Annotated in this window: 24 protein-coding genes; 15 read left to right on the plus strand and 9 right to left on the minus strand. The window is 46.7% G+C overall.

Going from position 1 to position 26459, the window contains the following annotated elements; all coding sequences use genetic code 11:
- Positions 1-48 precede the first annotated feature (48 nt).
- From ACED36_RS14900 to ACED36_RS14915, 4 genes are all read left to right on the plus strand, one after another.
- Positions 49-312 (plus strand): GrxA family glutaredoxin, encoded by a 264-nt coding sequence (locus ACED36_RS14900; RefSeq protein ID WP_016958056.1) that lies wholly within the window; start codon positions 49-51, stop codon positions 310-312.
- Between the two features lie 261 nt (positions 313-573).
- A complete protein-coding gene (locus tag ACED36_RS14905; protein WP_026023805.1) occupies positions 574-2259 on the plus strand; it encodes an aspartate:alanine antiporter in 1686 nt (561 codons plus the stop codon).
- Positions 2260-2450: 191 nt separating this feature from the next.
- Positions 2451-3125, plus strand: coding sequence for a response regulator (locus ACED36_RS14910; RefSeq protein ID WP_371733496.1), 675 nt, complete (start codon positions 2451-2453; stop codon positions 3123-3125).
- Between the two features lie 58 nt (positions 3126-3183).
- Entirely contained in the window at positions 3184-4533 is a 1350-nt protein-coding gene (locus ACED36_RS14915; RefSeq protein WP_371733497.1) for an ATP-binding protein, read from the plus strand.
- A gap of 124 nt (positions 4534-4657) precedes the next feature.
- On the opposite strand, the gene pgsA is transcribed toward ACED36_RS14915, so the two are convergent.
- From pgsA to uvrY, 3 genes are read right to left on the minus strand one after another with little or no spacing between them, the layout of a single operon-like run.
- The gene (pgsA, locus tag ACED36_RS14920) at positions 4658-5209 is read right to left on the minus strand and encodes a CDP-diacylglycerol--glycerol-3-phosphate 3-phosphatidyltransferase (protein WP_016958060.1); all 552 of its coding nucleotides are present in this window, start codon (positions 5207-5209) and stop codon (positions 4658-4660) included.
- 43 nt (positions 5210-5252) lie between these two features.
- Complete coding sequence (gene uvrC, locus ACED36_RS14925) at positions 5253-7088, minus strand: excinuclease ABC subunit UvrC (RefSeq protein ID WP_277814531.1); 1836 nt, start codon at positions 7086-7088, stop codon at positions 5253-5255.
- 6 nt (positions 7089-7094) lie between these two features.
- Complete coding sequence (gene uvrY / locus ACED36_RS14930) at positions 7095-7739, minus strand: UvrY/SirA/GacA family response regulator transcription factor (RefSeq protein ID WP_026023806.1); 645 nt, start codon at positions 7737-7739, stop codon at positions 7095-7097.
- 370 nt (positions 7740-8109) lie between these two features.
- Between uvrY and ACED36_RS14935 the strand changes: the two genes are divergently transcribed.
- The 5 genes from ACED36_RS14935 (at position 8110) to uraH (ending at position 12123) form a co-directional block, all read left to right on the plus strand.
- Positions 8110-8832, plus strand: coding sequence for a glutamine amidotransferase (locus ACED36_RS14935; protein ID WP_371733498.1), 723 nt, complete (start codon positions 8110-8112; stop codon positions 8830-8832).
- A gap of 146 nt (positions 8833-8978) precedes the next feature.
- Positions 8979-9866 carry a sulfotransferase gene (locus ACED36_RS14940; protein WP_017002976.1) on the plus strand — a complete coding sequence of 296 codons (888 nt, stop codon included), beginning with the start codon at positions 8979-8981 and terminating at the stop codon, positions 9864-9866.
- Between the two features lie 152 nt (positions 9867-10018).
- Complete coding sequence (locus ACED36_RS14945) at positions 10019-10180, plus strand: hypothetical protein (RefSeq protein ID WP_016958065.1); 162 nt, start codon at positions 10019-10021, stop codon at positions 10178-10180.
- Between the two features lie 72 nt (positions 10181-10252).
- Positions 10253-11461 carry an MFS transporter gene (locus ACED36_RS14950; RefSeq protein WP_017002977.1) on the plus strand — a complete coding sequence of 403 codons (1209 nt, stop codon included), beginning with the start codon at positions 10253-10255 and terminating at the stop codon, positions 11459-11461.
- A 308-nt stretch (positions 11462-11769) separates the two neighbouring features.
- Positions 11770-12123 carry a hydroxyisourate hydrolase gene (uraH, locus tag ACED36_RS14955; RefSeq protein WP_371733499.1) on the plus strand — a complete coding sequence of 118 codons (354 nt, stop codon included), beginning with the start codon at positions 11770-11772 and terminating at the stop codon, positions 12121-12123.
- Positions 12124-12363: 240 nt separating this feature from the next.
- Here the strand turns inward: uraH and ACED36_RS14960 are convergent, their stop codons facing one another.
- From ACED36_RS14960 to ACED36_RS14970, 3 genes are read right to left on the minus strand one after another with little or no spacing between them, the layout of a single operon-like run.
- Positions 12364-13659, minus strand: coding sequence for a TRAP transporter large permease (locus ACED36_RS14960; protein WP_016958068.1), 1296 nt, complete (start codon positions 13657-13659; stop codon positions 12364-12366).
- On the minus strand, positions 13656-14162 hold the full coding sequence (locus ACED36_RS14965; RefSeq protein WP_016958069.1) for a TRAP transporter small permease: 507 nt from the start codon (positions 14160-14162) through the stop codon (positions 13656-13658). Before ACED36_RS14965 ends, ACED36_RS14960 begins: the two co-directional genes overlap by 4 nt.
- 10 nt (positions 14163-14172) lie before the next feature.
- Positions 14173-15177, minus strand: coding sequence for a sialic acid TRAP transporter substrate-binding protein SiaP (locus ACED36_RS14970; protein WP_016958070.1), 1005 nt, complete (start codon positions 15175-15177; stop codon positions 14173-14175).
- Positions 15178-15464: 287 nt separating this feature from the next.
- On the opposite strand from ACED36_RS14970, the gene ACED36_RS14975 reads away from it, so the two are divergent.
- The 4 genes from ACED36_RS14975 (at position 15465) to ACED36_RS14990 (ending at position 19632) form a co-directional block, all read left to right on the plus strand.
- A complete protein-coding gene (locus ACED36_RS14975) occupies positions 15465-16109 on the plus strand; it encodes a GntR family transcriptional regulator (RefSeq protein WP_029486124.1) in 645 nt (214 codons plus the stop codon).
- A 120-nt stretch (positions 16110-16229) separates the two neighbouring features.
- Positions 16230-17294: a Gfo/Idh/MocA family protein gene (locus ACED36_RS14980; RefSeq protein WP_016958072.1), complete on the plus strand. Its 1065-nt coding sequence runs from the start codon at positions 16230-16232 to the stop codon at positions 17292-17294.
- Positions 17295-17323: 29 nt separating this feature from the next.
- Positions 17324-17782, plus strand: coding sequence for a type II 3-dehydroquinate dehydratase (gene aroQ / locus ACED36_RS14985; protein ID WP_016958073.1), 459 nt, complete (start codon positions 17324-17326; stop codon positions 17780-17782).
- Positions 17779-19632, plus strand: a complete 1854-nt coding sequence (locus tag ACED36_RS14990) for a bifunctional sugar phosphate isomerase/epimerase/4-hydroxyphenylpyruvate dioxygenase family protein (RefSeq protein ID WP_016958074.1) — start codon at positions 17779-17781, stop codon at positions 19630-19632. Before aroQ ends, ACED36_RS14990 begins: the two co-directional genes overlap by 4 nt.
- A gap of 142 nt (positions 19633-19774) precedes the next feature.
- On the opposite strand, the gene ACED36_RS14995 is transcribed toward ACED36_RS14990, so the two are convergent.
- Complete coding sequence (locus ACED36_RS14995) at positions 19775-21586, minus strand: M28 family metallopeptidase (RefSeq protein WP_016958075.1); 1812 nt, start codon at positions 21584-21586, stop codon at positions 19775-19777.
- Between the two features lie 327 nt (positions 21587-21913).
- A complete protein-coding gene (locus ACED36_RS15000) occupies positions 21914-22381 on the minus strand; it encodes a GNAT family N-acetyltransferase (protein ID WP_016958076.1) in 468 nt (155 codons plus the stop codon).
- A 463-nt stretch (positions 22382-22844) separates the two neighbouring features.
- Between ACED36_RS15000 and ACED36_RS15005 the strand changes: the two genes are divergently transcribed.
- Both ACED36_RS15005 and ACED36_RS15010 read left to right on the plus strand, forming a co-directional pair.
- Positions 22845-24482, plus strand: a complete 1638-nt coding sequence (locus ACED36_RS15005; RefSeq protein WP_016958077.1) for an MFS transporter — start codon at positions 22845-22847, stop codon at positions 24480-24482.
- Between the two features lie 136 nt (positions 24483-24618).
- A complete protein-coding gene (locus ACED36_RS15010) occupies positions 24619-25878 on the plus strand; it encodes an Ig-like domain-containing protein (protein ID WP_371733500.1) in 1260 nt (419 codons plus the stop codon).
- 44 nt (positions 25879-25922) lie between these two features.
- Here ACED36_RS15010 and ACED36_RS15015 read toward each other — a convergent pair whose 3' ends face one another.
- Positions 25923-26420 (minus strand): DUF2867 domain-containing protein, encoded by a 498-nt coding sequence (locus ACED36_RS15015; RefSeq protein ID WP_102391717.1) that lies wholly within the window; start codon positions 26418-26420, stop codon positions 25923-25925.
- Positions 26421-26459 lie beyond the last annotated feature (39 nt).

The following is a 26459-nucleotide window of genomic DNA, read 5'->3' on the forward strand; positions in this document are numbered from 1 at the left end:
GTGTTTGGCACCATCACTAAAAGTTTATAAATAATAGGATCGTAGATTATGTTCGTAGTTATTTTTGGTCGTCCTGGTTGCCCATTCTGTGTGCGCGCGAAAGATCTGGCAGACAAATTGAAAGAAGAACGTGATGATTTCAACTACCGCTATGTTGATATCCACGCGGAAGGCATCAGCAAGGCCGACCTAGAGCAAACCGTCGGTAAACCTGTTGATACAGTGCCACAGATTTTCGTAGACCAAGATCACGTCGGCGGCTTTACTGAGTTCGAAGCCTACGCAAAAGCAAACCTAGGCTTGTACGACTAATCAATCGACGCGCTTCTGGCTGAGCAACCTCAAAATGCTCCGCTATATCGCTTTCAAAAGCCAGCCACGCGCTGGCTTTTTGTTGTTCAAAATCAGCGAAATAGCGACAAACCTCTTTCACCTCACACTTTTCAGTTCTAGTTCTGACAAGCACCTGAAATAAAATGCCATTTTTCTCACAACTTTAAATTACATTTGATGGCAAATGCGTATAATGCCCGCCAAGAAATCCCCCTTCCTCCCGCTGCGGATAATGGTTCAGTGAACATAGACGTCAACAACCTGCTCGTTCAAAACGATATACTCCTCCTATTCGTCGTACTGGCGATTGGCCTTGGCATCGGAAAAATCCGAATCGGTAGCTTTCAATTTGGAAACTCTATTGGCGTGCTGGTCACCGCACTTAGCTTTGGGCATGCAGGTTTCTCTTTTAGCCCTGAAGCACTGAATATCGGCTTTATGCTGTTTATCTTTTGCGTGGGCATTGAAGCGGGGCCGAACTTTTTCGGGATCTTCTTCCGTGACGGTAAATCCTATTTAGTCCTCGCTCTGACGGTATTGATCGCGTCGGTAGGCATCACCTTATTGATGCGTTATCAATTCGGTTTAGACAGCAGTATCGCAACAGGCATGATGGCAGGGGCGTTGACAGCAACACCCGTTTTAGTTGGCGCAAAAGACGCACTGAATGCCGGACTTGCAGGGGTAAATTACTCACCGCAAGAAATAGCCGCCATGATTGATAACCTAAGTGTTGGCTATGCCTTGGCCTATTTGGTGGGTTTGGTTAGCCTCATCGTGCTTGCCAACCTAATGCCGAAATTGCAAAAAGAAAACCTCGAACATTCAGCGCAACAAATCGCCATGGAACGTGGTTTGGGGGGCTCGTCACAGCGTAAAGTCTATTTGCCTATTATTCGCGCCTACCGTGTCGGCCCCGAACTCATTAACTGGGTCGATGGGCGTAACTTGCGTGAACTCGGCATTTACCGCCAAACAGGTTGTTACATCGAACGCATTCGCCGCAATGGCATATTGGCCAACCCTGATGGTGATGCCATTTTGCAAGAAGGTGATGAAATCGCGCTAGTGGGCTACCCCGATAGCCACGCACGTCTTGATCCTTCTTTCCGAAACGGCAAAGAGGTATTCGACCGAGACTTGCTCGACCTTCGCGTAGTGGAAGAAGAGATTGTGGTGAAAAATGACGCCATCATCGGCAAACGCCTGTCAGATCTGAATCTGTCAGAATACGGCTGCTTCTTAAACCGTGTCGTACGCGCACAAATTGAAATGCCCATGGACCACAATATTTTGCTATCAAAAGGTGATGTATTGCAGGTCAGTGGAGAAAAACGACGCGTATTGGGTTTAGCGGAGCGAATCGGCTTTATCTCTATTCATAGCCAGGTTTCGGACATGCTGGCGTTCTGCTCGTTTTTCATATTCGGTTTGATTTTCGGTCTAGTCACGATGACTTTCGGCCAAATGACACTAGGTCTGGGTAATGCGTCAGGCTTACTTATCGCAGGTATTTTGCTTGGCTTCCTTCGTGCCAACCACCCAACCTTTGGTTATGTGCCGCAAGGTGCAATCAACATGGTGAAAGAGCTTGGCCTGATGACCTTCATGGTCGGCGTGGGCCTAAGCGCGGGTGGCAACCTTTGGGAATACCTCCAACAAATGGGTTTCACCATTATGTTAGGCGCATTGGCCATCAGTGTTATTCCAGTGATTCTCGCCTATCTTGTAGGCGCCTATATCCTAAAAATGAACCGTGCTTTGTTGTTCGGGGCGATCATCGGTGCGCGTACCTGCGCACCTGCGATGGACATGATCAACCAACATGCTCGCAGTACCATTCCTGCACTAGGCTATGCTGGCACTTATGCCATTGCGAACGTTCTACTGACATTTGCAGGTACCCTGCTCGTCATACTCACCTAATTCGCTCGCATTCTCAGCCTGCGAGTCAGCTCAGATTCAGCGAACAGCGTTACACTGTTCGCTGGGTCGGCTATCAATTCTCACGCATTTCCCTGCTGACCCTTAATCTGTTGCCAAATATAGCTCTAGAGCAAAACGACAAACGGCATTTCCATGCTTCGTTTTGCCGCGAATAAAAAAGGTGCCTCGTTATGCGAATCCTGATTGTCGAAGATGACCCCTTGTTGAGTCATCACCTGAAAACAGAACTGCAAGCGCTTGGCAATCAAGCACATTGCGCCGCTACTGCCACCGAAGGCCTCTATATGGCCAAAGACTATCCGAACGATATTGCGATTGTCGACCTAGGTTTACCTGACCGTGATGGTGTTAGTCTCATCAAAGACATTCGCCATGCAGGTATTCGTATGCCCATTCTCGTGCTCACCGCTCGTGCTAACTGGCAAGACAAAGTCTCTGCATTGGATGCAGGTGGTGACGACTATTTGGTTAAACCATTCCAAAAAGAAGAACTGGTTGCTCGCTTGAACGCCCTCGTTCGTCGCAGCGCAGGCTTTATCAAACCGGAAATCAAAGCAGATAAAATCGTGGTGGATCTACTGGCAAAGAAAGTGACCGTCGACAACAATCCACTCGACTTGACGGCCTTCGAATATGATTTACTCGAATATCTTGTCCGCCATAACCGTCAAGTGGTTTCTAAGCAGCGACTGCTTGACGTACTTTATCAAGATCAAGAAGGCGACCCAAATACCATTGAAGTCATGATGAGTCGTTTGCGCAAGAAGCTAACACAAGCAGGACAAGACAACCCCATTTCCACCATTCGTGGTCAAGGGTACATTTTTGAAGTGCAGGTCAACTAACCGTCACACAACATAAAGCGGCGCGTGTTAAACAAACATCTTGAGGATACTCGGATATATGGCCACCAAAATAACACCACCGATCCATAAACGGGTCATTTCTACGTCAATCGCTATTATTCTGGTGTTTTCTTTGGCGTTTGGATTGTTGCTCAATCAACTCTACATCAATAGCTATATTGCGATCTATTCCGCCGATTTAGTCTCCGCCGTCCCTAATATTTTTAGTGAATTACGACGAGATAGAATTTTAGATCTCGATAAAGACGATCCATCAGATACGTTGTTAGCAAAGGATGCTAACTCAAATTATCTTGCATTTATCTGCGAAAAAGACCAACGCATGTTCTGGATGTCATCGGAAGCAAAACGCGACGGCATGGGCGATATCTGCGCCCATATCCCTTATGAAATGGGTGAGCCCGATCTTATCACCTATCGCGACAAGCCTTATGTGGTCCATTTCATCTCAGATGCAACCTACAACGACAGCAAACACTTCTTTTTACTGCGGGAAGTCTCGACACAACTTAACAGCTTGTCAGCGCTAAAACGTAAAACTTGGCTTTATGTTGCCTTGCTGTTTATAGGTGCAACGGGTTTACTTTATGCGGCATCCTACTGGAGCTTCAGCCCACTGCGTAAACTCGCTGATGAACTCAATGAAATTGCAGAGTCTCGACGGGAAAAACTCGACCAAGATTACCCCTCTGAACTTGAAGACGTGACGGAAGCGCTAAACCGAATGATCACACTTCGCAAAGAGCAAACGCTTCGTTATCGCCATGCCATGGATGATCTTGCACACAGTTTAAAAAGTCGCCTAGCGGCCACCAATGCGCTTTTGGATGACTCTACACTAGCACGTGATGTGATGAGTAAACGCATCGTCGAACAAGTCAGCCAAATGGATGACATGGTGCAGTATCAACTAAAACGTGCCTTGTTAGGTCAACAAGGTCTCGTGCGAGAAAGTACTTTATTACAACCTCAAGTTGATAGCCTGACGGGCATGTTCATCAAAATCTATAATGACAAATCTGTCACTGTTACGACTGAGTTTACAGGGTTACCTTCCCTGCCACTGAACAAAGACGATCTGACTGAATTACTGGGTAACTTATTGGAGAATGCATTTCGATATTGCATCAGCCAAGTTCGTATTCGAACGGTGGAAACCTCTGACAGTTATCTGCTGATCATCGAAGATGATGGCCCTGGCGTAGCTGATGCGTTCCGCGATTCCATCTTTCAGCGCGGCGTGCGTGCTGATCAATTGAATCCAGGCACAGGTATTGGTCTTGCCGTGTGTGATGACATTGTCCAAAGCTATGAAGGCTCAATCACTGTCAGCACATCAGATCTTCAAGGCGCCGCATTTGCTCTGTCGTTTCCAAAGCATCATTAATATGGATCGAGATAGTCTGCTTTACGTTCTTGGTTCTAGGTTCTAGGTTCTAGGTTCATACAAAAAAAGCCGCATCATCATGCGGCCTTTCTTATTGAATCTCGGTTTAGTTCTAAATGCGCTGTTAATCTGCGTTCAACAGATCATCTTTCGCCGCCAGTAAATACTGATACATCGACCAATACGTCAAACCCGTTGCAACATACAGTGCTGCGTAACCAATATAGGTAATGATTTCATTGTCATGCCAAAGCAGCATGGTCAGCGCAAACATTTGAGCTGCTGTCTTGAATTTACCCACCCACGAAACTGCAACGCTAGCGCGTTTACCCAGCTCTGCCATCCATTCTCGCAATGCTGAAATGATCACTTCTCGCGCAATCATAGTCGCAGCAGGAATTGTCACCCAGAACGAATGGTAATGCTCTGCAATAAGGACCAATGCAATCGCCACCATCACCTTGTCTGCAACAGGGTCAAGAAACGCACCAAACCGCGTGGTTTGGTTGAGCGTTCTCGCCAGAAAGCCATCAAGCCAATCAGTGAAGCCCGCGATAACAAAAATAAGTGCAGCAGCAAACGCCGACCACTCATAGGGTAAGTAAAACGCGACAACAAAAACGGGAATTAATGCGATGCGTAGTAGAGTCAGGATAATGGGGATATTCAGTCGCATACTTGTAATAATTTGTGAGTGTCGGCGTTATGGTGCTTGAAAGTCACTGCTGTTGCAATGAGGAATGAATTTTCTCTGCCAAAACTCGGCTAATTCCTGGTACTTTGGCTATTTCTTCAACAGATGCTCGCTTAAGTTCCTGAATTCCGCCCAAGTATTTAAGCAACGCTTGTCGACGCTTCGGCCCAACACCTTCGATTTCTTGCAACACACTGCTTTTTCGCACTTTCGCGCGCTTGGCTCTGTGCCCAGAAATCGCATGGTTATGACTTTCGTCGCGAATATGCTGAATCAGGTGCAGTGCGGGCGAATCCGACGGCATAGAAAACTCTTCGCCGCTAACTTTTATCAACGTCTCGAGCCCAGGGCGGCGTGTGGTGCCTTTTGCGACCCCTAACAGTAGCGGATGCCTTGGCCAATCATCTAGAAGCGGTCTAACGACCTCCCACGCTTTATTCAGCTGCCCTTTACCACCATCAATAAGAATGATGTCTGGGATTTTGTCAGGATCGGTTTGCTTACTGTAACGACGCTCAAGCACCTGCGCCATAGCAGCATAATCATCGCCACCCGTGATACCGGTGATGTTATAACGACGATATTCTGGTTTTACTGGGCCGTCTTGATTAAATACCACGCAAGATGCCACTGTCTGCTCACCCATGGTGTGGCTGATATCAAAACATTCCATCCGTTTGATCGGTTCAAGATCTAGCGCATCCGCCAGCACGGAGAAACGATTATGTATCGTCATCTTCTGGTTGATCTTAGTCGTTAACGCCGTGGCGGCATTGGTTTGTGCTAGCTTCAAAAAACGTGCGCGCGCACCTCGAGGCTTGCTCTGCAAATGCACTTTTCGACCTGCGATCTCCGACAAGGCAGTGGCAAGGGATTCTATCTCGTCACCTAAATCCTGCCCTATCAAAATGCTGGTAGGAATAGTGCGCCCTTCTGCTTGATTAAAATAAAACTGACTAACGAAACTCGACACCAGTTCATTGATATCAGTATTGGCGGGCATTTTCGGAAAATAGCTACGGCTGCCAAGCACTTTACCTTGGCGCAAAAACAACACGTGGATACACGCAATGCCATTCTCAATAGACACGCCAATCGCATCCAAGTCATCTTCACTGTTTTGAGAAACAAATTGTTGTTCCTGAACACGACGAAGCGCCTGAATTTGATCTCGGTATTGGGCGGCTTTTTCAAACGCCAACTCTTTGCTGGCCAGCTCCATTTTTTCCACCAGCGTAGAGAAAACCTGTTGGTCTTTGCCTTGCAAAAATAAGCGCGTGAAGTTGACCAACTCTGCGTAGTCGTCATCGGAAATAATGCCACTCACGCAAGGTCCTGCACATCGCCCAATTTGATACATCAAGCAAGGTCGTGAACGGTTGGCATACACCGAGTCTTCACATTGGCGAACAGGAAATATTTTCTGGAGAAGGTAAAGGCTTTGTCTTACCGCGCCCGCATCAGGAAACGGACCAAAATATTCACCTTTTCGCTTTTTCGCACCACGGTGAATCGACAAGCGAGGATGCTTGCTGGCAGACAGGAAAATATAAGGATATGACTTATCATCACGCAGCAATACGTTGTATCGCGGCAAGTGCTGCTTGATGAGATTATGCTCAAGAATGAGCGCTTCGGTTTCGCTGTGAGTGATCGTAACTTCTACATTGGTGATATTTTTCACCAATGCACGCGTTTTCTCCCCCACCACATTTGTGCGAAAGTAGCTAGAAAGTCGCTTTTTCAGCGACTTTGCTTTACCGACGTAAATGATCTCTCCGGAAGCATCCATCATGCGATAGACGCCCGGTTTGTCAGAGACGGTTTTTAAGAAATTTTTGGCATCAAACACAGCGAACAGTTTTGGTTAGAGAGCTTCTGTATCTAGCATACCATGGCGAATTGCCAAATGGGTCAGTTCAACATCACCATTAATAGCTAACTTGCTGAACAAGCGGTACCGGTAGCTGTTAACTGTTTTGGGGCTAAGGTTCAATTGCTCAGAAATATCTGTCACCTTCTGCCCTTTCGTAATCATCATCATAATCTGCAGCTCGCGCTCAGAAAGATTCTTAAAAGGGTTCTCTGCATCCGGTGTAAATTGACTCAATGCCATTTGTTGTGCGATTTCTGGTGAAATATAGCGTTGACCGCTATTCACCGCGCGTATCGCATTCACCATTTCGTTCGCCCCCGCCCCTTTGGTCAGGTAACCTGCGGCACCGGCCTGCATGACTTTGGTCGGAAATGGGTTTTCTGTATGAATAGTTAGAACAATAATCTTAACATCGGGGTTATAACGCAGAAGCTTTCGTGTCGCTTCTAAACCTCCTATACCAGGCATGTTCATGTCCATCAAGATAATGTCTGCATGATTACTACGACACCACTTGACTGCTTCCTCACCGCTTTCGGCTTCCCCTACCACTTTTACACCACGTTCATCTTCGAGAAGACGACGTATCCCTGTGCGAACCAGCTCGTGATCATCTACAAGGAAAACACTAATCAAGCTTGTTTCTCCACTATGATTTTGGCTCGCCATGCGTCAGTATGACGCTCGACTTTGTGCTGCATCTTACTTGAGTTTAACCTAACAATAAAAGACCGAACACATTGAATCTGTGTAAGAGAGCATGTTTTTGAATTCAATGAGTCAAAAAATAACCAGCCTAGTCGTTAAAATTAGTCTTTCAGAAAATGACCAGATAAAAAACTCATCAATGACAAATAGTTAGAATGTGAAACCATTAATTGAGTGAATCAGTATATATCTAGTAATTCGTACATGAACTTATACTCAAAAGACATAATATATGGTTAATCTACTATGAGTACTATTCATTGGAATGCCATAACGAGCAAGGAGCACGGATAAGGTTATGAAACTTGGCATATTGTTGTGTGACGATCACTACCCCGAGTCCATTCCAACTTATGGTCACTACGACGATGCGTTCAAGCGTCTTTTTCAGGATAGCGCGATCAATAGCTATTCGACCTTTCGCTGCTTTGAAGAAGAGTATCCAAATAGCCCTGACGATTGCGATATCTGGCTTGTCACAGGCAGTAAATGGGGAGTCTACGACCCAGATTCGTGGATAAAAGCCGTCAGTGAATTCGTAAGACGCTGCGATGAAGCAAAACGCCCTTTGCTCGGCGTATGCTTCGGCCACCAGCTCATTCACCAAGCACTTGGTGGACGAGCAGATAAATCAAACAAAGGCTGGGGGATGGGTGTTTATCCCATCGAAAGCATGAACCGTGATCAAGGCTCCATGTCTTCACTGCCTACCGCACTCAATCTGATCGCATGCCATCAAGATCAGGTGCAATCTCCTGCACCTGACTTTAGTGTCATCGCGGGATCCACATTTTGCCCGTTTGCGATAACAGCAAAAGAGAACCACATTCTAACGATGCAGTGCCATCCGGAATTCACGCCTGACTTTTTAATCCAGCTAGTTGAGCGATTAAGAGAAAAAGCAGGCGATAAGGTTGTCGATAATGCCATTCGCTCTATCAAAGAACATGGCGGCGGTGATCGTGACTATGTCATCGCGTCAATGTTTGCTTTTGTCGAACATCAAACGCTTGAGCAATAATCGATTTCTGCGACATTTGCGTTTTCAATTTGCAACTCAAGTTGCCATGCCGCACAGCATCTAGTAACAAATCCTTGATTCTACTGGCATAGATCACTGGCATCTAAATTGCTCCTTCTTAGGTAACCCGTTGAAGGAGCATCAGAATGAACGACACCTCATCTGCGTTAAATAAACCGCTGATTTTTGTTGGCCCTCCTCGATCTGGGGTAACCTTCATTTCTGATCTCATCTTTCATCATCGCGATCTGTGCTGGCTCGATAAGAACTTTGAAAAACACCCACGATCTGATTGGCAACATCGACTCTTTCACCATGCATCGGGTTGGCGAAACCATGCGGCACAATCATCTTCTCTTCTTGGAAGCCTTGCGAAAGAGTTTTCACCGGTACCTTCTGAAGCGATTTCTTTTTGGGACGAATCAACCCGTGACGACATTGATTTTGATCGCGGTTTTCTGCGTGGAAAACACGCCACGCCGATGGAAATTACAACCATAAAAGACGTATTGGCGAAACGCTTAATCCTTTCACAAAAAGCGCAACTCGGTTTGCGTTTTACTGGCCCCGCCAGACTCTGCTTTTTGCACAGCATTTTTCCCGATGCTAAATTCGTCAATATCGTGCGTGATCCCGCCTCCACAGTGCACTCCATGATTTCGACGGAAGAATGGGAGTATTTAGGCAGACATTTACTCTGGTGGCGCGGCGCGTACTCTTTGCAGGAGCTGGCGCAATACGACATGCTGCGCGACCATGCCGTCGCAGGCACTGCTTTTCAATTAAACAAGTTAATGCAAACCACCAAGCAGGAAGTACAAGAGCTTGATCTCGATTTAATCACGATCAATTACGAAGATTTCGTCAAACAGCCGCAAGACGCTGTCTCGCAGATTTTGTCTCATGCAGGACTGCCCGCCAGCAAAACGATTGATGCGGCGCTAAAACAAAACGAGATCCGTGGCAGCAACAAGGTCCTAAAAATGCCCGCAACCGACATCAATACGGTTTATACCTGGTGCCCCGCTCACTGAGCAGTTTATTCTCCTCTCAATCTTCCATTTACTACTCTCGGCAAGTGTATCAAAAGGTCATGCATTTTATGCATGACCTTTTTGCGTTCAATTCATTTGCTTCATAGTGTTGATGCCACTACTCTACGCGCCTTTCAATCTCTGGGATCGACATGAACTCGCAATCACTTTCCGCCCAGTTAACACGTTGGCTAGCTGTGCTGATTATTACCCTGATCGGTGTTCATCATTGTGCGCCACTACAACGTGCGCTCTCAGATTACGCCGTGGATGGTGGCTGTCACCAGCGACACCACATGGAATCACCAGAGTAAGCTGAACAACCGCCCTTGATATCAAACACTTTATTAACACCCACTTTTTATACTCAATTTTAAGGTACATCTATGAGCATTTTCCGGTTCCCACTAATGGTATGGCTGGGGATAGGGATTTTGATTATCAGCCTAGGGATCAGGCAATCTTTCGGCATTTTCATGATGCCGATCAGCGACACGTTCCAATCAGGACGTGAATTTTTTAGCCTTGCCATTGCCGTGCAAAACCTCATGTTTGGCATGTTCCAACCTTTTATCGGTATGGCAGCAGATCGCTTCGGCGCTAAACGCATTGTCGCTTTAGGCGGTATTGCCTACGCTCTGGGTCTGTATCTCACATCTATCGCCACCAGCTCTGGCGTTTTGTTCTTGTCTATCGGTGTTTTAGTCGGTCTTGGTCTGAGTGCAACCAGCTATGTCATCGTGCTAGGCGCTGTGGCGAAAGTCGTGCCGGCAGAGCACACAGCCAAAGCGTTTGGTCTGACAACCGCGGCAGGTTCGTTCGGCATGTTTGCCGTGATCCCCGGCGCGCAAAGTATGCTGGCAAACTACGATTGGCAAACGGCCATGCAAGTATTCGCCGTGCTGTGTACGGTGATCATCGCCTTTTCAGTATTCATGAAGAGTGCGACAAGTGAGGGGCAATCACAAACCACAGCAGACACCCAAACCTTGCGTCAAGCGCTGGCAGAAGCTTTTCGCCATCCGGGCTATTGGTTTATCCATGCAGGCTTCTTTGTATGTGGTTTTCAGGTGATGTTTATTGCCACCCACTTGCCTAGCTACATTGCGGATAAAGGGTTACCGGGCAATACCGCAGCGATGGCATTGGCTTATGTGGGAATATTCAATATTTTTGGCTCCTATTTTTGGGGCGTGATGGGTGACCGATTCAACAAGCGCTATGTGATGACGAGCCTTTATCTGATGCGAGCCGTTGTGCTTTCTTTGTTTGTGACACTGCCACTGACAACAGAAACCGCGATCGTATTTGGCGCGGCTATCGGTTTTTGCTGGTTAGGCACAGTGCCGTTAACCTCTGGCCTAGTCAGACAAATCTTCGGCCCGCGTTACATGTCTACCCTCTATGGTTTGGTGTTCTTTACCCACCAAATTGGCAGCTTCTTGGGTGCGTGGGCAGGTGGCCGTATATACGACTTCTATGGTTCGTATACGCCAATCTGGTGGGCAACGGTTGTGCTAGCACTTGCTGCAGCACTGCTTCACCTTCCAATCAACGACAAACCGTTGGTTCGCGCGTCGCTGCAACCAGCGTAACTGTTGCAGGGGTTGGCTATAATTTGTGCCAACCCCTCAATGCCTCAATGCCTCAAACACACCTCCCGTAATAAACTGACTTGCCAATCTGTGCGTCAACAAGCAAAACACAAAAACGAACATGTTATGCTCTTTTTTGCTTACATTTTATTCAGCGACACGTTAGAAAAATGCCTTACGGAATGCTAAGTTTTTAATATGGCGCGAACAAATGTACTGCGCCCGTTTCAGGGAATTTTGACACAGAGATAGACGTATTGAGATGATTTCGGTATTTCGGTCGAAGTAAGAAACAGAGGTGATAACGCATGGGAAAATTGACGACACATGTTCTCGATACCGCGAGAGGTGTGCCAGCAAAGGGCATCAAAATCTCACTCTACCGTATCGGTGATGACGGGCTTCAGCCGCTGGTTTCAACCGTGACCAATGATGATGGCAGAACAGATGCTCCCCTGCTAATCGATGATGACTGTGCCCCAGGTCTTTACCAGCTTGTCTTTTCAACTGCCGCTTATTTTCGTTCGACGAATACGCCTCTTGAACCCATTCCTTTTCTGGATGACATCGTGATCCGATTTGGTGTATCCGATGCCACGAAACACTTTCATGTTCCTTTACTTGTTTCTCCTTATGGCTATTCCACATACCGAGGAAGTTAAAAAACCAGCCAGGGTGGCTGGTTTTTGTCTTATGGGTGGATGTTAATCACTCAAGATAGAGTAAGCCTCGGTGGATCTCCAATCCTTATCTTTAGCTGGTATATGACAACCCAAGCAATTCGGTTTCACATCCGGCAGACATTCGACAAAAAGAGAAGGCGTATAGCCTTCTCTTTTACATAAATCGGTCCTCGCCTGTCTGCGTTCACATAATGCAAACTCGTCAAACGTTGTTCGTGTCTATCCTTGATATCCCATTAGGCGCGGAATCCACAACACCACGTCGGGAGTCAAAATCATGATGACCAAGGCCACCAGCAATACACAAATAAACGGGATCACTTGTTTAATAATGCCCGCTAACGGTATGCCTGTGGTTCCATTTATCACGAACAACAGCACACCATAAGGCGGTGTTATCAGCCCGATCATCAGGTTCACAATCGTTATCACGCCAAAATGAACCAAATCGATACCTAACTCACGACACGCAGGAATAAACAGTGGAACGATAACCAAAATAACGGTTGTCGCATCCAGCAAGAAGCCCAGTGCAAGATAAATCAGATTAACGATGATCAGGAACGCCATTGGCGATAAATCAGCGGCTTCAATCATATTCGCGATAGAAGTTGGCACATTTTCCGTCGCAATGATGTAATTGAAGATTAGCGCTGAGCCAATCACCAAACCCACTGATGCTGATGAAAACGCACTTTCCTTCAGTGCCGCATACAGTTCTTTCAAACTAATAGAACGGTAAACGACTGCCGCCAGTATCAACGCATACGCTGCTGCGACTGCTGCTGCTTCCGTTGGTGTCGTCACACCACCATAAATACCAAACAACAGAATACCTGGCATTAAGAGTGTTGGTAACGCTCGGAAAGTTATCCCAGGAATGTCTTTCGTTGGTGTTTTAGGCTCTCTAGGAATATTCATTTTGGTCGCAAGATAGGTGTTCATTCCCATCAATACAGCGCCCATCAATAAACCCGGTAACAAGCCTGCGATAAACAAATAGCCAATCGAGGTATCCGACACCAAGGCATAAATCACCATCGGGATCGAAGGCGGGATAATAGGACCTATCGTCGCAGAAGCCGCCGTCACCGCAGCGGCATAAGCAGGCGGATAGCGTCCATCTTTGGTCATCATGTTAATGATAACTCGCCCGACGCCTGCCGCATCTGCGACCGCAGAGCCAGACATACCCGAAAAAATCAAACTGGAAACGATATTCACGTGACCCAGTCCACCTCGGAAATGCCCCACCATAGCCACACAGAATTGAAGCAGTCGATCCGTAATACTGCCCGCATTCATGATATTGGCAGCGGCAATAAACAGAGGAACCGCCAACAGGATAAAGCTGTTGTAGAAACCTTGAATAATCTGCTCACCAGCCAGTGCTAAATCTTGACCGCTCACCAAGAGATAAACGATAGCACCAATGATCATTGAAAATGATACTGGCGTACCGAATGCAGCCAAAAGCAACACAGTGACCAAGCATAGTGTTAACGCCAAACTCATTCTTCCACCTGCTCGTCCTTATCATCGTCTTGCACTTTGTAATTCGGATTCAAATACTGAATCAGTGCAATACCGTAGCGGAGAATAATGACGCCCAGAAATACCCCGTAAATGCTGAATACATAGTCGAGGCGCCATTTTAAGATCGCGCTCTTCTTGATCTTATAGAAAGTGATGTAGTCCCATGTCGGCAGAAAGCTGATGCCAAAACCGATGATGATGCCCAATGCAGACAAAATAAGAAAAATACGTTGTACCTTTCCCGGAACACTTAAAAAAAGAAGATCAAAGCGAATATGATCTTTGTTACGCAAACAAAATGCGCCCGTCCAAAAAATCACCCACAGCCAAAGTGTCAGCAGAAGCTCTGAAGACCAGCCAATAGGAGCATTAAGGACATATCGGGAGAATATTTGCGCACAAAAAATCAGGAACATTGCGGCCAACATAATGACCGCAACCCCATCTGCTATTCGCTGAAACCAAAGCAGAATAGTTTTCACGCGTTAAACCTCACAGGTTGTTGATGTTTTCCACCATGCCTTCCGGCCAGCTTTCAGAAAACTCAGACTCAAGGTACGCTTTTTGAACGTGTGAACGGAAAGCCTCTAGATTAGGCTCATACACTTTCAAGCCTTGCTCGCGGAAGAAATCCACCAACTCAGCTTCCAATGCCAGTTGGTTTTTGCGCCCATAAGCCGCAGCATCATCAGCCGCTTTCTGCATTTGGGTTTGCTGTTCAGGCGTTAAGTCATCCCACACTTTTTTCGATACCGCTAAATAGTTCAAATCCACCAAGTGATTCGTCAATACAATCTGCTTAGTCACTTCGTAGAACTTGGCATCTTTATCGGTTGGCAATGGGTTGTCTTGTCCGTCAACCGCGCCAGTTTGCAAAGCGGTATAAACTTCGGTAAAGGCCATTGGTGTTGGGTTTGCGCCCAGCGCTTTACCCAAGAACTGCCATGAATCTGAACCTGGCATACGCAGTTTCACACCCGCAAGATCTGCCGGTGTTTTCACTTCCTCATCAGTACGAAGGTTCAACTGACGACGACCTAGATAAATCACGCTAAGCAGTTTCACACCCAGCAGATCTTCCACTTCTTCTTTCAAAGGGTCCATGGCATCAGAATTAAACACCGCGACCTGATGGTCCGCATCACGATGCATGTAGCCCGCTGCGAAAATAGAAAAGGCAGGAATGAATTCGGCCAATTCTTGCGCCGATGCCATCGCCATATCAAGGTTGCCACGAGCAATGGCTTCTAGCTCAGTGCCTTGCTTAAACAATGAAGCATTCCAGTGCGGTTCAAACTCCGCAAAACTCGCTACGCCTGGCCCAAACACTTCCGTTAATGCAATTGCACGTTGGTCAGTTTCCGAACTTGGCGCCGATAAGCGCAACTTCATATCCGCAGCACTAGCAGCCGTTACAGAAAGCATCGCAATCGCCAACGTTGTTGCTTTCGTGACGTTGCTCAGCCAGCTTGCCGAGGATCTGGACAACAATTTCATACACCACTCCTTTGTATGGGCCCTTGTGATTCAAGTACCCAGCATTTGGTTTGCTTAATGACCCCCTTGGTCAAAAAATCAGCGCACCGTTTAACATGAACATAGCGTAGACGATCCGATTACGTCGTTGTTACCCAAATGTGTCTCATTTGTTAAAACATCACCCATTATTCATTTTGAGGGACATTTTTTGACTTATAGTGAATTCATAAAAATAAGACATATTCTTCGTTTTATTAGGACGAGAATGTGGATGTAGGTTAATCCAACGCTTGAGGCCAGAGGCAATGAACCTCTATGAAACGTTAAGAACAGATTTATTAAGAGGCGACTATAAACCCGGAAGCCGTCTGCGTATGGAGTCGCTAAAAACACGCTATGGCAGCGGTGTGAACTTATTACGCGAATGCCTGACGCGACTAGCCAGCGATGGCTTAGTGATTGCTGAAGGGCAAAAAGGGTTTCACGTCGCTAGCTTCTCAACCAAGAAGATGGAAGAGCTGACGCGGCTGCGCATTCTTCTTGAATCCAATGGCGCAGAGCAATCTTTTGTAAATGGCGATATGGAATGGGAAAGCAATCTGGTTGCTGCCCACCACAAGCTTGAGCATGTAGAGAGCAAAATGCGCAACAACATTGAAGACAACTTTATGATGTGGCATCGCTGTGATTACGAGTTCCATGCGGCATTGATTGGTGCCTGCGATTCGGAATTACACATGCACTACCATCGACAGATCTACGATCAGTTCCGACAGTTTGTGATGATGGAACTGCGCACTAATGGCTTTCGAGGCACACATATTATTGACGAACATCAGGTGATTTTAGAGGCCGCACTAAATCGTGACCTTCCGGCCTGTGTTCACGCATTGGAATCGCACTTAGGTGGATTTGTTGAGCGCTTACGTGAGTTTGGTGAACAACGCTAACTCTTCAATGTTTGGTAATTGCAAGTTTGGTCATTTCAAGCATGTCGATCACTGAACTCGTCGTCATCTGCGACACGCTCCCTGCATATCGCTATTAACTAATAAGGATATTCGCCCCACATGGAACCATTAAACCTTGCTGTCGTTGGTGCTGGTCTGATTGGCAAAAATCACATTCAGCTCATCCAAAGCAGCGAAGTCTGTCAGCTTGCAGCCATTGTCGACCCTTTTGAAGCCAGCATTGAACTCGCAAAAAAATGTGGCGTCCCGCACTTTTCTGATCTGAACGACATGCTTGCTACTTTACGTGTTGATGGCGTTATCCTTGCCACCCCTAACAACATGCATGTCGAGCAAACCAAAGTGTGCATGGAATACAAGGTTCCCGTCTTGATTGAAAAGCCCGTGGCACATTCAGTGGCAGAAGCGACGGAATTACTCAACATTGCAATGCGCTCTCCAGGTATTTGGGACACCCTATTGGTTGGACACCATCGTATGCATAGCCCCATCATCAAGCGGACACGAGAGCTAATTGACTCCGACGTGCTGGGAGCCTTGGTCGCCGTACAAGGTTGCGCACTGTTCTGTAAACCCGATGATTACTTTGACGCCGCACCATGGCGCACCAAAGAAGGCGGCGGCCCTATTCTGATTAATCTCATCCATGAAATTGGCAACCTTCGCTATTTATGCGGCGAAATTGTTGCGGTACAGGCCATGGCATCAAACCGTCGCCGCAACTTTGATGTGGAAGACACGGTGTCGATTAACCTCAGCTTTGCCAATGGCGCGTTGGGGACATTTTTACTCTCAGACACGGCAGCTTCTGGCTCTAGCTGGGAGCAAACCTCGCAAGAAAACAAAGCGTACGCCACGAGCACTGATGAAAATTGCTACCACATTGCAGGCACTGACGGCTCTATTTCAGTGCCTACCATGCGCCTTAAGCATTATCCGATAAAAGCTGATCGTTCTTGGTGGAAACCCTTTACCAGCGAAACCATTACCCTTGAGCGCAAAGATCCTTTGGTTGAGCAGCTTAATCATTTTTGTCGAGTGATACGCAAGCAAGAAAAACCCTTGGTAACAGTGCGAGATGGACTTCAGAACCTTCGTGTCACCGAAGCCGTTTTAGAAGCCGTGAAAACGGGAAGAACCGTATATATCGATGATATTGGGTAATATTTTCGGATTAGACAAGGAAGTAAATGATGAAATCAATACTGGTAATGAATGGCCCAAATCTCAACTTGTTAGGCCAACGTGAACCCGGCCTGTACGGCAACACAACGCTCGCGGATGTCGAAACACTCTGTCACGACGCCGCCCAGAAACACGGCGTGGCGATTGAGTTTATGCAAAGCAACCATGAAGGTGTCCTGATTGATGCTATGCATGATGCGGGAAGAAAAATCGCGAACGGTGACATGATCGGCGTGGTGTTTAATGCCGGTGCGTTTACCCATACGTCAGTGGCCTTACAAGATGCCATTAAAGGCGCACAAGTCCCTGTCATTGAAATTCATATTTCCAATGTCCATGCCCGTGAGGAATTTCGTCATCATTCTTATCTTTCCCCCGTTGCAGCAGGCATTGTTGTTGGGTTTGGCGTAAAAGGTTATGCACTGGCCATCGACGGACTCATGGCGACATACGGAGACGAGGCATGATCTACTCCATTGCAACTGTATGTTTGTCAGGCACCTTTCGTGAACGTATTGAAGCTATCGCAAAAGCCGGCTTTCGTGGCATCGAAATTTTCGAAAGTGATCTGATCACCCACAACGGTTCTGTGAAAGAAATCCGCCGTATGTTGGACGATCACGGTTTAGAAGTGGTGACCTATCAGCCCTTTCGAGACTTTGAAGGTTTACCTGCTCCTTATCGCCAAAAAGCCTTTGATCGCGCTGAGCGAAAATTCGACCTAATGGAAGCGTTGGGTACGGATCTGTTAATGGTCTGCAGCAATACATCACCGCATGCCTTGGGTGGTATTCAACGAGCAGCCGATGATTTTCATGAGTTAGGCGAGCGCGCATCGAAGCGTAATATGCGGATTGCTTATGAAGCGCTGGCATGGGGGAAATACGTCTATGACTATCGCGATTCGTGGGAAATCGTGCGTCGAGCGAACCATGATGCCGTTGGGCTGTGCCTAGACACCTTTCACATCTTCTCGCGCCAAACTGAGCTTGATACCATGCTCAACATTCCCGGTGACAGAATATTTCTCGTGCAAGTTGCGGATGCGCCAAGTTTGTCAATGGATCACCTAAGCTGGAGCCGACATTACCGTTGTTTCCCCGGCCAAGGTGATTTGCCGATTGACCACTTCGTCGCCAACATGCATGCAACAGGCTATGACGGCCCTTTCTCGCTGGAAATATTCAACGACCAGTTTCGTGCGGGATCAGCAGAGAAAACAGCGCGTGATGGATATCGTTCATTAGTGTTCGCCAACCACGCTGCGGAAAAAACACCCGACGAGGACGCAACGTCTATTCCCGTCGTGTCGCCACCTCGTGACATCGAATTCATTGAGTTTGCACTGAACGATACCGAGAAGAAAAGTCTCACCAAGCTGCTTTCTCAACTGGGTTTCAGCCATGCAGCGACACACAAAAAGAAACATGTTGAGTTGTGGCGACAAGGCAATATCAATCTGGTGATGAACATGGAGCCAGACAGTTTTGCACAGAACTTCCACCAGCATCACGGTGTTTCAGTCTGTGCGGTCGGCATGACCTGCGATAACGTGAAAGACATGGTGGAGCGAGCCAAGAAACTGGAATTCACCCCCGTTTATGGCAACCCAAACACCGACACACACGGTATTCCTGCCATTTATGGCCCAGGTGAAAGCTTGCTTTATATGGTGGATGGGTCAGAAAAACCGGCTCATTGGGAGCGTGAATTTCAGTGGCATAGCGATGTTGAGGCGCAGGCGTTTTTGAATAAAGTCGATCATATTGCGCTCTCGATGAGCTACGAAGAAATGCTCCACTCTGTGCTGGTGTTCCGTTCGATGTTCAGCATGCGAACCATGCCAACCGTGAATGTTACCGATCCCGGCGGTCTGATTCGAAGCCAAGCCCTACAAACGCCTGATCGCGGCGTGAGCTTTACCTTAAACAGCAGCCAAGCTTCACGCACGGTATCTAGCCGTATCCTCGATCAATACGCAGGCACGGGCGTGAACCATATTGCGCTCTCCACCAAAGATATTTTCGCGACGGCCGCGTTTATGGATGCCCAACAAACCACGACCTTACCGGCAACGGTCAATTACTACGACGATTTAGCGGCACGATTCGACCTGTCGGATGAAACTATTGCCAAGCTCAAGCGCTTTAATATTTTGTATGACGAAGATGAAAACGGCAGTTTCTACCAACTCTATACCACTTTGTTTGCAGGCAGATTCTGCTTTGAGATTGTCCAACGCAATGGATACACAGGGTTTGGTGCGGCAAATAGCCAAATGCGCCTGGCCATGCAAGCAGGAGAAATGGCCAAATAATCTCGTTTGGGGATAAATACATAGAAAATCAAAAAGGGAGCCATTTGGCTCCCTTGGTTTTAGGTTTTAGGTTTTACTTCTTAATCAGCTTTACTGTATTCACTCTGTTGCACTAACAAACGCGATCCAGTCTATCTGCTGACTATTCGCGGTCTTGGTCGAAATCACCATGGAAGTGACCATGATCAGACACTTCACGCGATGCAGATTTAATTTTCTGACCAATACTGTGTTGATTGCTAGATTCTTGCACCGACAAAGAACGCAGCAGTGTGCGCTGTTCAGGTTCATCTTCACGTCCATCCGCATAGAGATCATCACTCATCGCATAGAAGGTCGCCACGTAAGCTAGCGCTTTCGAGTTCACTCTTAACGCTTTGTTGCTCACGTTATTGAGATCATCACAGGCTTGGTGATAGCACTTGTCGTAAGCGACATCTACATCACCGCCAAATTGCTCGGCTTCCTCTGCGGATTTGATTTGTTCAGCCCCTGTAAACAGACCACCAAACGCAATTCCCCAATCGGCAAAGCCCGAGTAATCCGAACGTTTTGATAAGGCTTGCGGCACAGTGGATTCATCTTTATCAGTAAAGAACTCGTTGAACAGACCTTCGATGTGCGACGTACCTTCTGGTGGCTCAAAGTCACCTGGGTATGCATTGTCTGGGCTGTCTTTGGTATCTGACAAATCACCATCCATCACACCAAACACATAGTTTGGCGAGCCGATCATGTCGAAGTTGAGGTACATTTTAATCGGGTTGATTTCAAGATAACGCGCATCGACCAATTCACGCTGTGCCGCGGTGAGGTCTGCCGGATCAGTGACACCTTCCTCTTCCATGATTTGTGCTTGTGCATCGTTGTAATAACCGCCTAACACCTCTTCGGTGTAGTAGTTAGAACCGACCAAGCCAGCTTCTTCTGCCGCCCACCAAGCGAAACGGACTTTGTTCTTTTGGTTAACCGGAAGTTGCCTCATTTTCTTCTCTAGGCGAATCGCGTATTCCAAGATCCCCGCACTACCGGAACCGTTATCGTTAATGCCCGGTCCTTCTTGCACAGAATCCAAATGTGCGCCCAGCATCACGATCTGATCAGGGTTACCTTTTTTGGTTTCTGCTAGGAGGTTTTGTGTCACAACAACTTCGTCTTCAACACCGATATTCAACGCCGCAGCGACCGCATTCGATTGCGCAAGGTCATACCAAGCTTTACCGAGATCATAGCGAGCACCAAACGCAGGTATACCCGCTTCACTGTCACTGCCCAAGGTGCCGTTGACCACGGCTTTACGACCGTCATTGTTACCTTGGTTAAACACAATAGCGCCAACCGCACCTGCGTTTTCCGCATTCACGACTTTCGCATTGAATGTACAGCCACCACGCTGGATCACCGCCACTTTTCCGGTCACGTCTACGCCATCAAAATCGGCGGCTTCACAACCATCAGTATCATCGTAGTCTGGGGATTCAAAATCAAAATCGGGCGTCACAAAGGCAATGTCAGCGTTCAACGCGCCATCAGAACCACCAGAGTAAGACATGGCAGCATAGTCCGCCGGAATATCGTCCGTTGCATCACGTACATGAACAAGCGCTTGCCCATTGACGCTTAACGTTGTGCCATCTTGTTCAGACCAGCTTCTAAAATCGAAAGGTTGGAATGTGACATCGTAGCCATTCGCTTCCAGCGTGGCTTTGATATAATCCGCGGAATTAGCGTAACCTTCAGTCCCCGCAGCGCGTGTTGTTGAACTGCCATCGGGCGTTGGCACGGCCGCTACTTCCATGGCCTCAAGATGATCAACAAGATTCTTTTCCTTGATTGCCTTGCTAACTTTATTTGCAACCCACCTTGGATCTTCACAGCCTGCAAAACCCGTCAGCAATGCGGCACTCATTGCCACGACCAACAGCTTTCTACCACTAACGTTGAATGTGTTCATAGATGTCGTCCTTTTTATTTGACTAGATCAGTCAAACACTCAGGACTATATTCTTCCACACAATGTAAATGTAAATATTTGTTAACGGAAACAGGATCACAGTTTATTAAAGGAAAGATCATTGGTGTTAAATGGAATTAAATGACTCACCAAAGAGACGACATCTCAATTCGAAATATACAATGTAAAAGAAAAAGAGAACAAGAGGGTTTTAAATTTAGAATATTTATTAATACAAGAAACCAATATTAACCAACAAAGGCAGATGATCAACAGAAAATATAAACATAAGACTGAATAGGCATTCACTTTACGCGTTTTCTGGTGCTAGATCTCAAGCCTCATAATGTGCTGTGGGCCATTGGGCCCACCAAGATAGCGCTCATGTGTGTCTTCAAAGCCACCCTTGAGATAACACTGATATGCAACTGTATTTTTGCAGTTCACGGTCAAGTACAACCAATCTGCTTCTGGGAAATGCTCCTTCGCCATCTTCCCCAACAATAAGACCGCCGCTTTGCCTAATCCTTTCCCTTGCTGATTTAGATCAATCGCAAATTTCCTAAGCCCAATAGCATTCTCATCACAAGCATTACGTTGAGTAGAAAAATCTCGTTCAATTTTGAAGTACCCAACGACAACGCCATCAAGCATGACAACAAAATGTTCGGCGTTTCCTCTATCACTAGAAAGAAACGCATCAGGAAGGGCTGTATATTTCGCTTGTTCATCACCAAGTGTGATTTTCCGTATTTCATTTTCATGATCAGGTTTTAATTTTTCCAGACTTACCATAACCCCTCCTAATTTAACGAATAGTTATTGCCATTAGAATTCAATAAGAATGGTTTACACCCTGGCAAAGCATGACAGTAAGAGCCTATCCAATTTAAAATAAAAGCCATTTCAAAGACACAGAAAAGTACATTTTTGCTATTCATCCACCAAAATCAAACCCTAGGTCGAAAAAGCAAAACTATTGATACCCAAGTCATTGCTATTCCATTAATAAGAATGCTGTCAAAAAGCCAAGAGATAGCGCTATCACTTCCTGATGAGACCAAGGTTTAGTGCCATCTCATGGTACTATTTTGGTGAAAAACCAGCCCCAATCATTGTTCAATTTGCAAAGCAGAAAGCACGGCTCTCACCGTGTCTATTTATCACTTCTGCATGCTTGAAACTGTCTGAATTGATGACATTTGCGTTTAGAAATTAAGTCTACGCTTAAATTGGAAGAGCCTGACGACATACGGATATGAAAACAAATATATTTTGGCGTATACGCCCCATCCTTTTTACCATTTTTGGCTTTGCCATCAGCCATAACCTTTTCTTCATCATGCTCCCGATACGCATGAAGGAAACAGGCTATGAGACCTCAAATATTGGTCTCGCCATGAGTATGTTTGCCGTGGGCGCAATTTGTGCGGGGCTATTTGGCTCACGTGCCGTGCTGCGTGCAGGTCATATTCGGGCATTTGCATCCATGGCTGCGACGTTGTCGATTGTGTCCGTGATCCACAGTTACACCACGGACATTTGGCTCACTGGCGCGCTTAGGATGATCGCTGGGTTTTGCTATGTCACCTCGTTTATCACGCTGGAAAGCTGGCTCAACGTTTTAAGTGACCGAAGCAATCGAGGACGCGTTTACGGCACGTATCAGATTTGTTTTGCGATTGGTTTTGGTACTGCGCCCTTTCTGTTCAGTATGTTCAACGAGCAAGATCCACGCTTGTTCGGTTTGATCTCTGTTTTTCTTTGTTTCTCGCTCATCATCATGTCCATGAGCCGTTTACCGGCACCTGAATTGCCCGCGAGAAGCACGCCCATTACGCTAAAAAAACTCTGGGATTATTCCCCCTCGGGAACACTTTTGTGTTTTTGTGCGGGTTTGATTAACGCGTCAAGCGTGTCACTCATTTCGTTGTACGCGTACAGCAAAGGTATTTCGGGGATTTGGCTATCGCTTATTTTGGGTTCTTATCAAATGGGCGGGTTGCTTACCCAGTTTCCCACCGGATGGTTAGCGGACAGATATGACAAACGCGTCATCGCATCAGGGCTAATGGTGATGGGCGTGATCAGCAACAGTTTGATCGTACTCGATAACTTCCATCCCTACCCAATAGAGTTATTGGCGGTACTGTTCTGGATTTCCGGTGGTTCTGGCGTGGCATTGTTTCCGTTAGCAGTGACACAAGTGTTTGACCACATCGATCCAAAAGAAGCGATGCCCGTTACCAGCACTATGCAAATATTATTGGGCGCTGGCGGAGTGATCGGCCCGATTGTCGCCAGTTCTTTGATGAGCGAATTTAGCGTGGTGTGGCTCTATTACTACATCATTACGGTTCATGTTTTTGTGTTTGTGTTCCTCATGATCCGGAAGCTGTACGTCCGAACAGAAAAAATACCCTCAACCAACACGTTCAAGGTCAGTGTCCAACCTATTCCTGGGGCATCTGAGCTTGATCCTATGCTCGACTTTAAAGACACCAACACCACCAATCCAGAACTGAAACTCTTGATTGCTGCCCTGGGACAAAATCCCTCTGATCCGGGTTTGTTGATTAAACTCGCTCTGCAAGGCTCGGCATTGAATGCCAATGACGTCGCCAAAAATATTGTCATGGCCTATCCAAAACGTTCCGGAGAGATTCTGCGCCATCTCATCGAACAATTCCCTAAACGTCGTTTGGAAGTGGCGTATTCACTGCATGATTTGTTTCTTTTAAGGAAGGAACGCATTAATTCACTACTTCAAGATGCATTGCTCGATGGGGCGACACCTGATGAAGCCGCTTCAATTATGGATTTGATTGATGAGATCAAAGCAAAGCTGGACGAAGATCTGAACGTGGGAAGTACGGAGAATTTGAAACGAAACTGATGTGCCTATAAAGGTAAAATTTATATTCTATAGATACTTACAATGAAAAAATATTCATTTGAAAGTGTTGTAATTCCCATCTATGGACTACGCTTTAACTATGCATATGCACTTTGTTGTACAGAGGTAGTACTTGGTGAAAGTTGTTTATCAAGGTTTCATCGTTTTGTTGTGCTTGCATCTCGCTGGATGCAATGGCGATTTCATCTGGATCGGCAGCAATAGTGACCAAAGTACAGATACAGCGCAAACGGCTCCAAATTCCATTGATATTCAGACCGATGGAGAGACTGGAGCTCAAATACTCCTGCAACTTTCTCCCGGTCAAACGTTGCAGTTAAAAGTCATCACTTCTTCCGCTCCCCTCTCGAAATCGACACTCAATAATGGCGTTGTTTGGACATCTTCAGACAACAGTGTGCTTTCGGTCTCTTCGACGGGCTTAGTTAAAGCTCTGTCGCTTGGCTCTGCTTTCATCACAGCCACAGTCGGAGGCAGATCAAGTAATGCCTTTGGCTTAGATGTTGTTCCACCCTACATAGTCTCTCTTGAATTGACGCCCGAGCTTAATGGAATTAACCCTCAAGTCGGTGGAAGTAACGCCATAACCTCAACGATGGAATACGATGCTTCTCAGACATTTACTGTTACAGGCACCTATAACGAAGGAACGGTCAGTGATGTTTCCAATAGCGTCACAATGAACATTTCTGATTCAGGCATAGCGACGTTTTCTGGCCCACAAATGAATGCGATGGCCGCCGGCACGTCGGAGGTGACTGCCAGCATAGGATCAATTACGAGCAATATAGTGACGGTGACGACAACGTCTTTGTCGCTGTGCGGTGGTGCTGTTGACGACGCCAGCTCGAACACTGCGACGGGCGTATGCCTCAAAGTCATCGCAGAAACGGTCACAGAGAATTTGTTTACAGGCACCCCTAGCGAAGCACTGATGCTTCATTTGGGTTACACAGCAGACACCACGTCAACAAACTCAGGGAAAACCTACGAATCGTTTCAAAGTGATTCTTCAGTGACGGGTAGCCCCGAAAATTTTGCAAGATTTCAAAACACTGGCTTAAACTGGGATGATGATTTTGACAGCTCAACCTATGGAAAAGATGGCGCTTACGACCGTTACTGCTCTCACCTCGCGAGCATCAGATTTAATTACAGAGACAATTGGCGCAGAACCACAGTGAATGAAATAACATCCTTGAGAACAAAGATGGGAAATTTGACTTCGGGTTATGGGTGGGCGGGGGCTTTACGTTACGGTTCGTCGACAGAAACCAACAGTGGTAAATTGTTCGCGCGAAGTTTAAGTGGGACACACAGAACCAGTTTCAGTCCAAGCGTATCCGTTTATGCATCCTGCATCAGCGTCCCTTAGCGCACTAACCTGGTTTCCGATACTTATCGAAAACCTTCATGTCTTCACTCTGGCGAAGGCAGTTTTTTTAGCGTCACAGGCACTATCAATTTGTGGATGGGGCCAACGAAAAACATGTACACCTTTCCAAGTCGGTTTTTCACATGCACCACAGTGCTCGCCGTGACTTTCGCGCGGTCGCCATTTGGCGTAATGTGAAACGAGACTTTCACATCAAGATGTTTATCTTGGTCTTCCATGATCACCTCAACGGGTGAGTGGTAGATCATGGTAAAAATCCCTACACGATCACCGACCTTGTAATCTGTTTTAACGGGAGCAAAATCATCGAAGTTCCCGAGGTGTTTTAGGCCGATTGCAGAAGTGATGCGGTTGCGCAACCGCATTAACGCCCCCACCCACTTAGGTGTGTTGTTCATGACCTGCAAGTAAATATCCATCGCCGTTTCCCCTTGATAAGGGATCTCACGAACGTGATTATCAGAAAATGAAGCTTGGTCACTATATTGTTTGAGCATGACATGGTTTGGTATCCCATCCATTGGCGCTTCCTCTAAGTGTTCATATCGAAAATCAAAAAA

The organism is Enterovibrio sp. FF113 (assembly GCF_041439165.1).
GTDB lineage: Bacteria > Pseudomonadota > Gammaproteobacteria > Enterobacterales > Vibrionaceae > Enterovibrio > Enterovibrio norvegicus_A.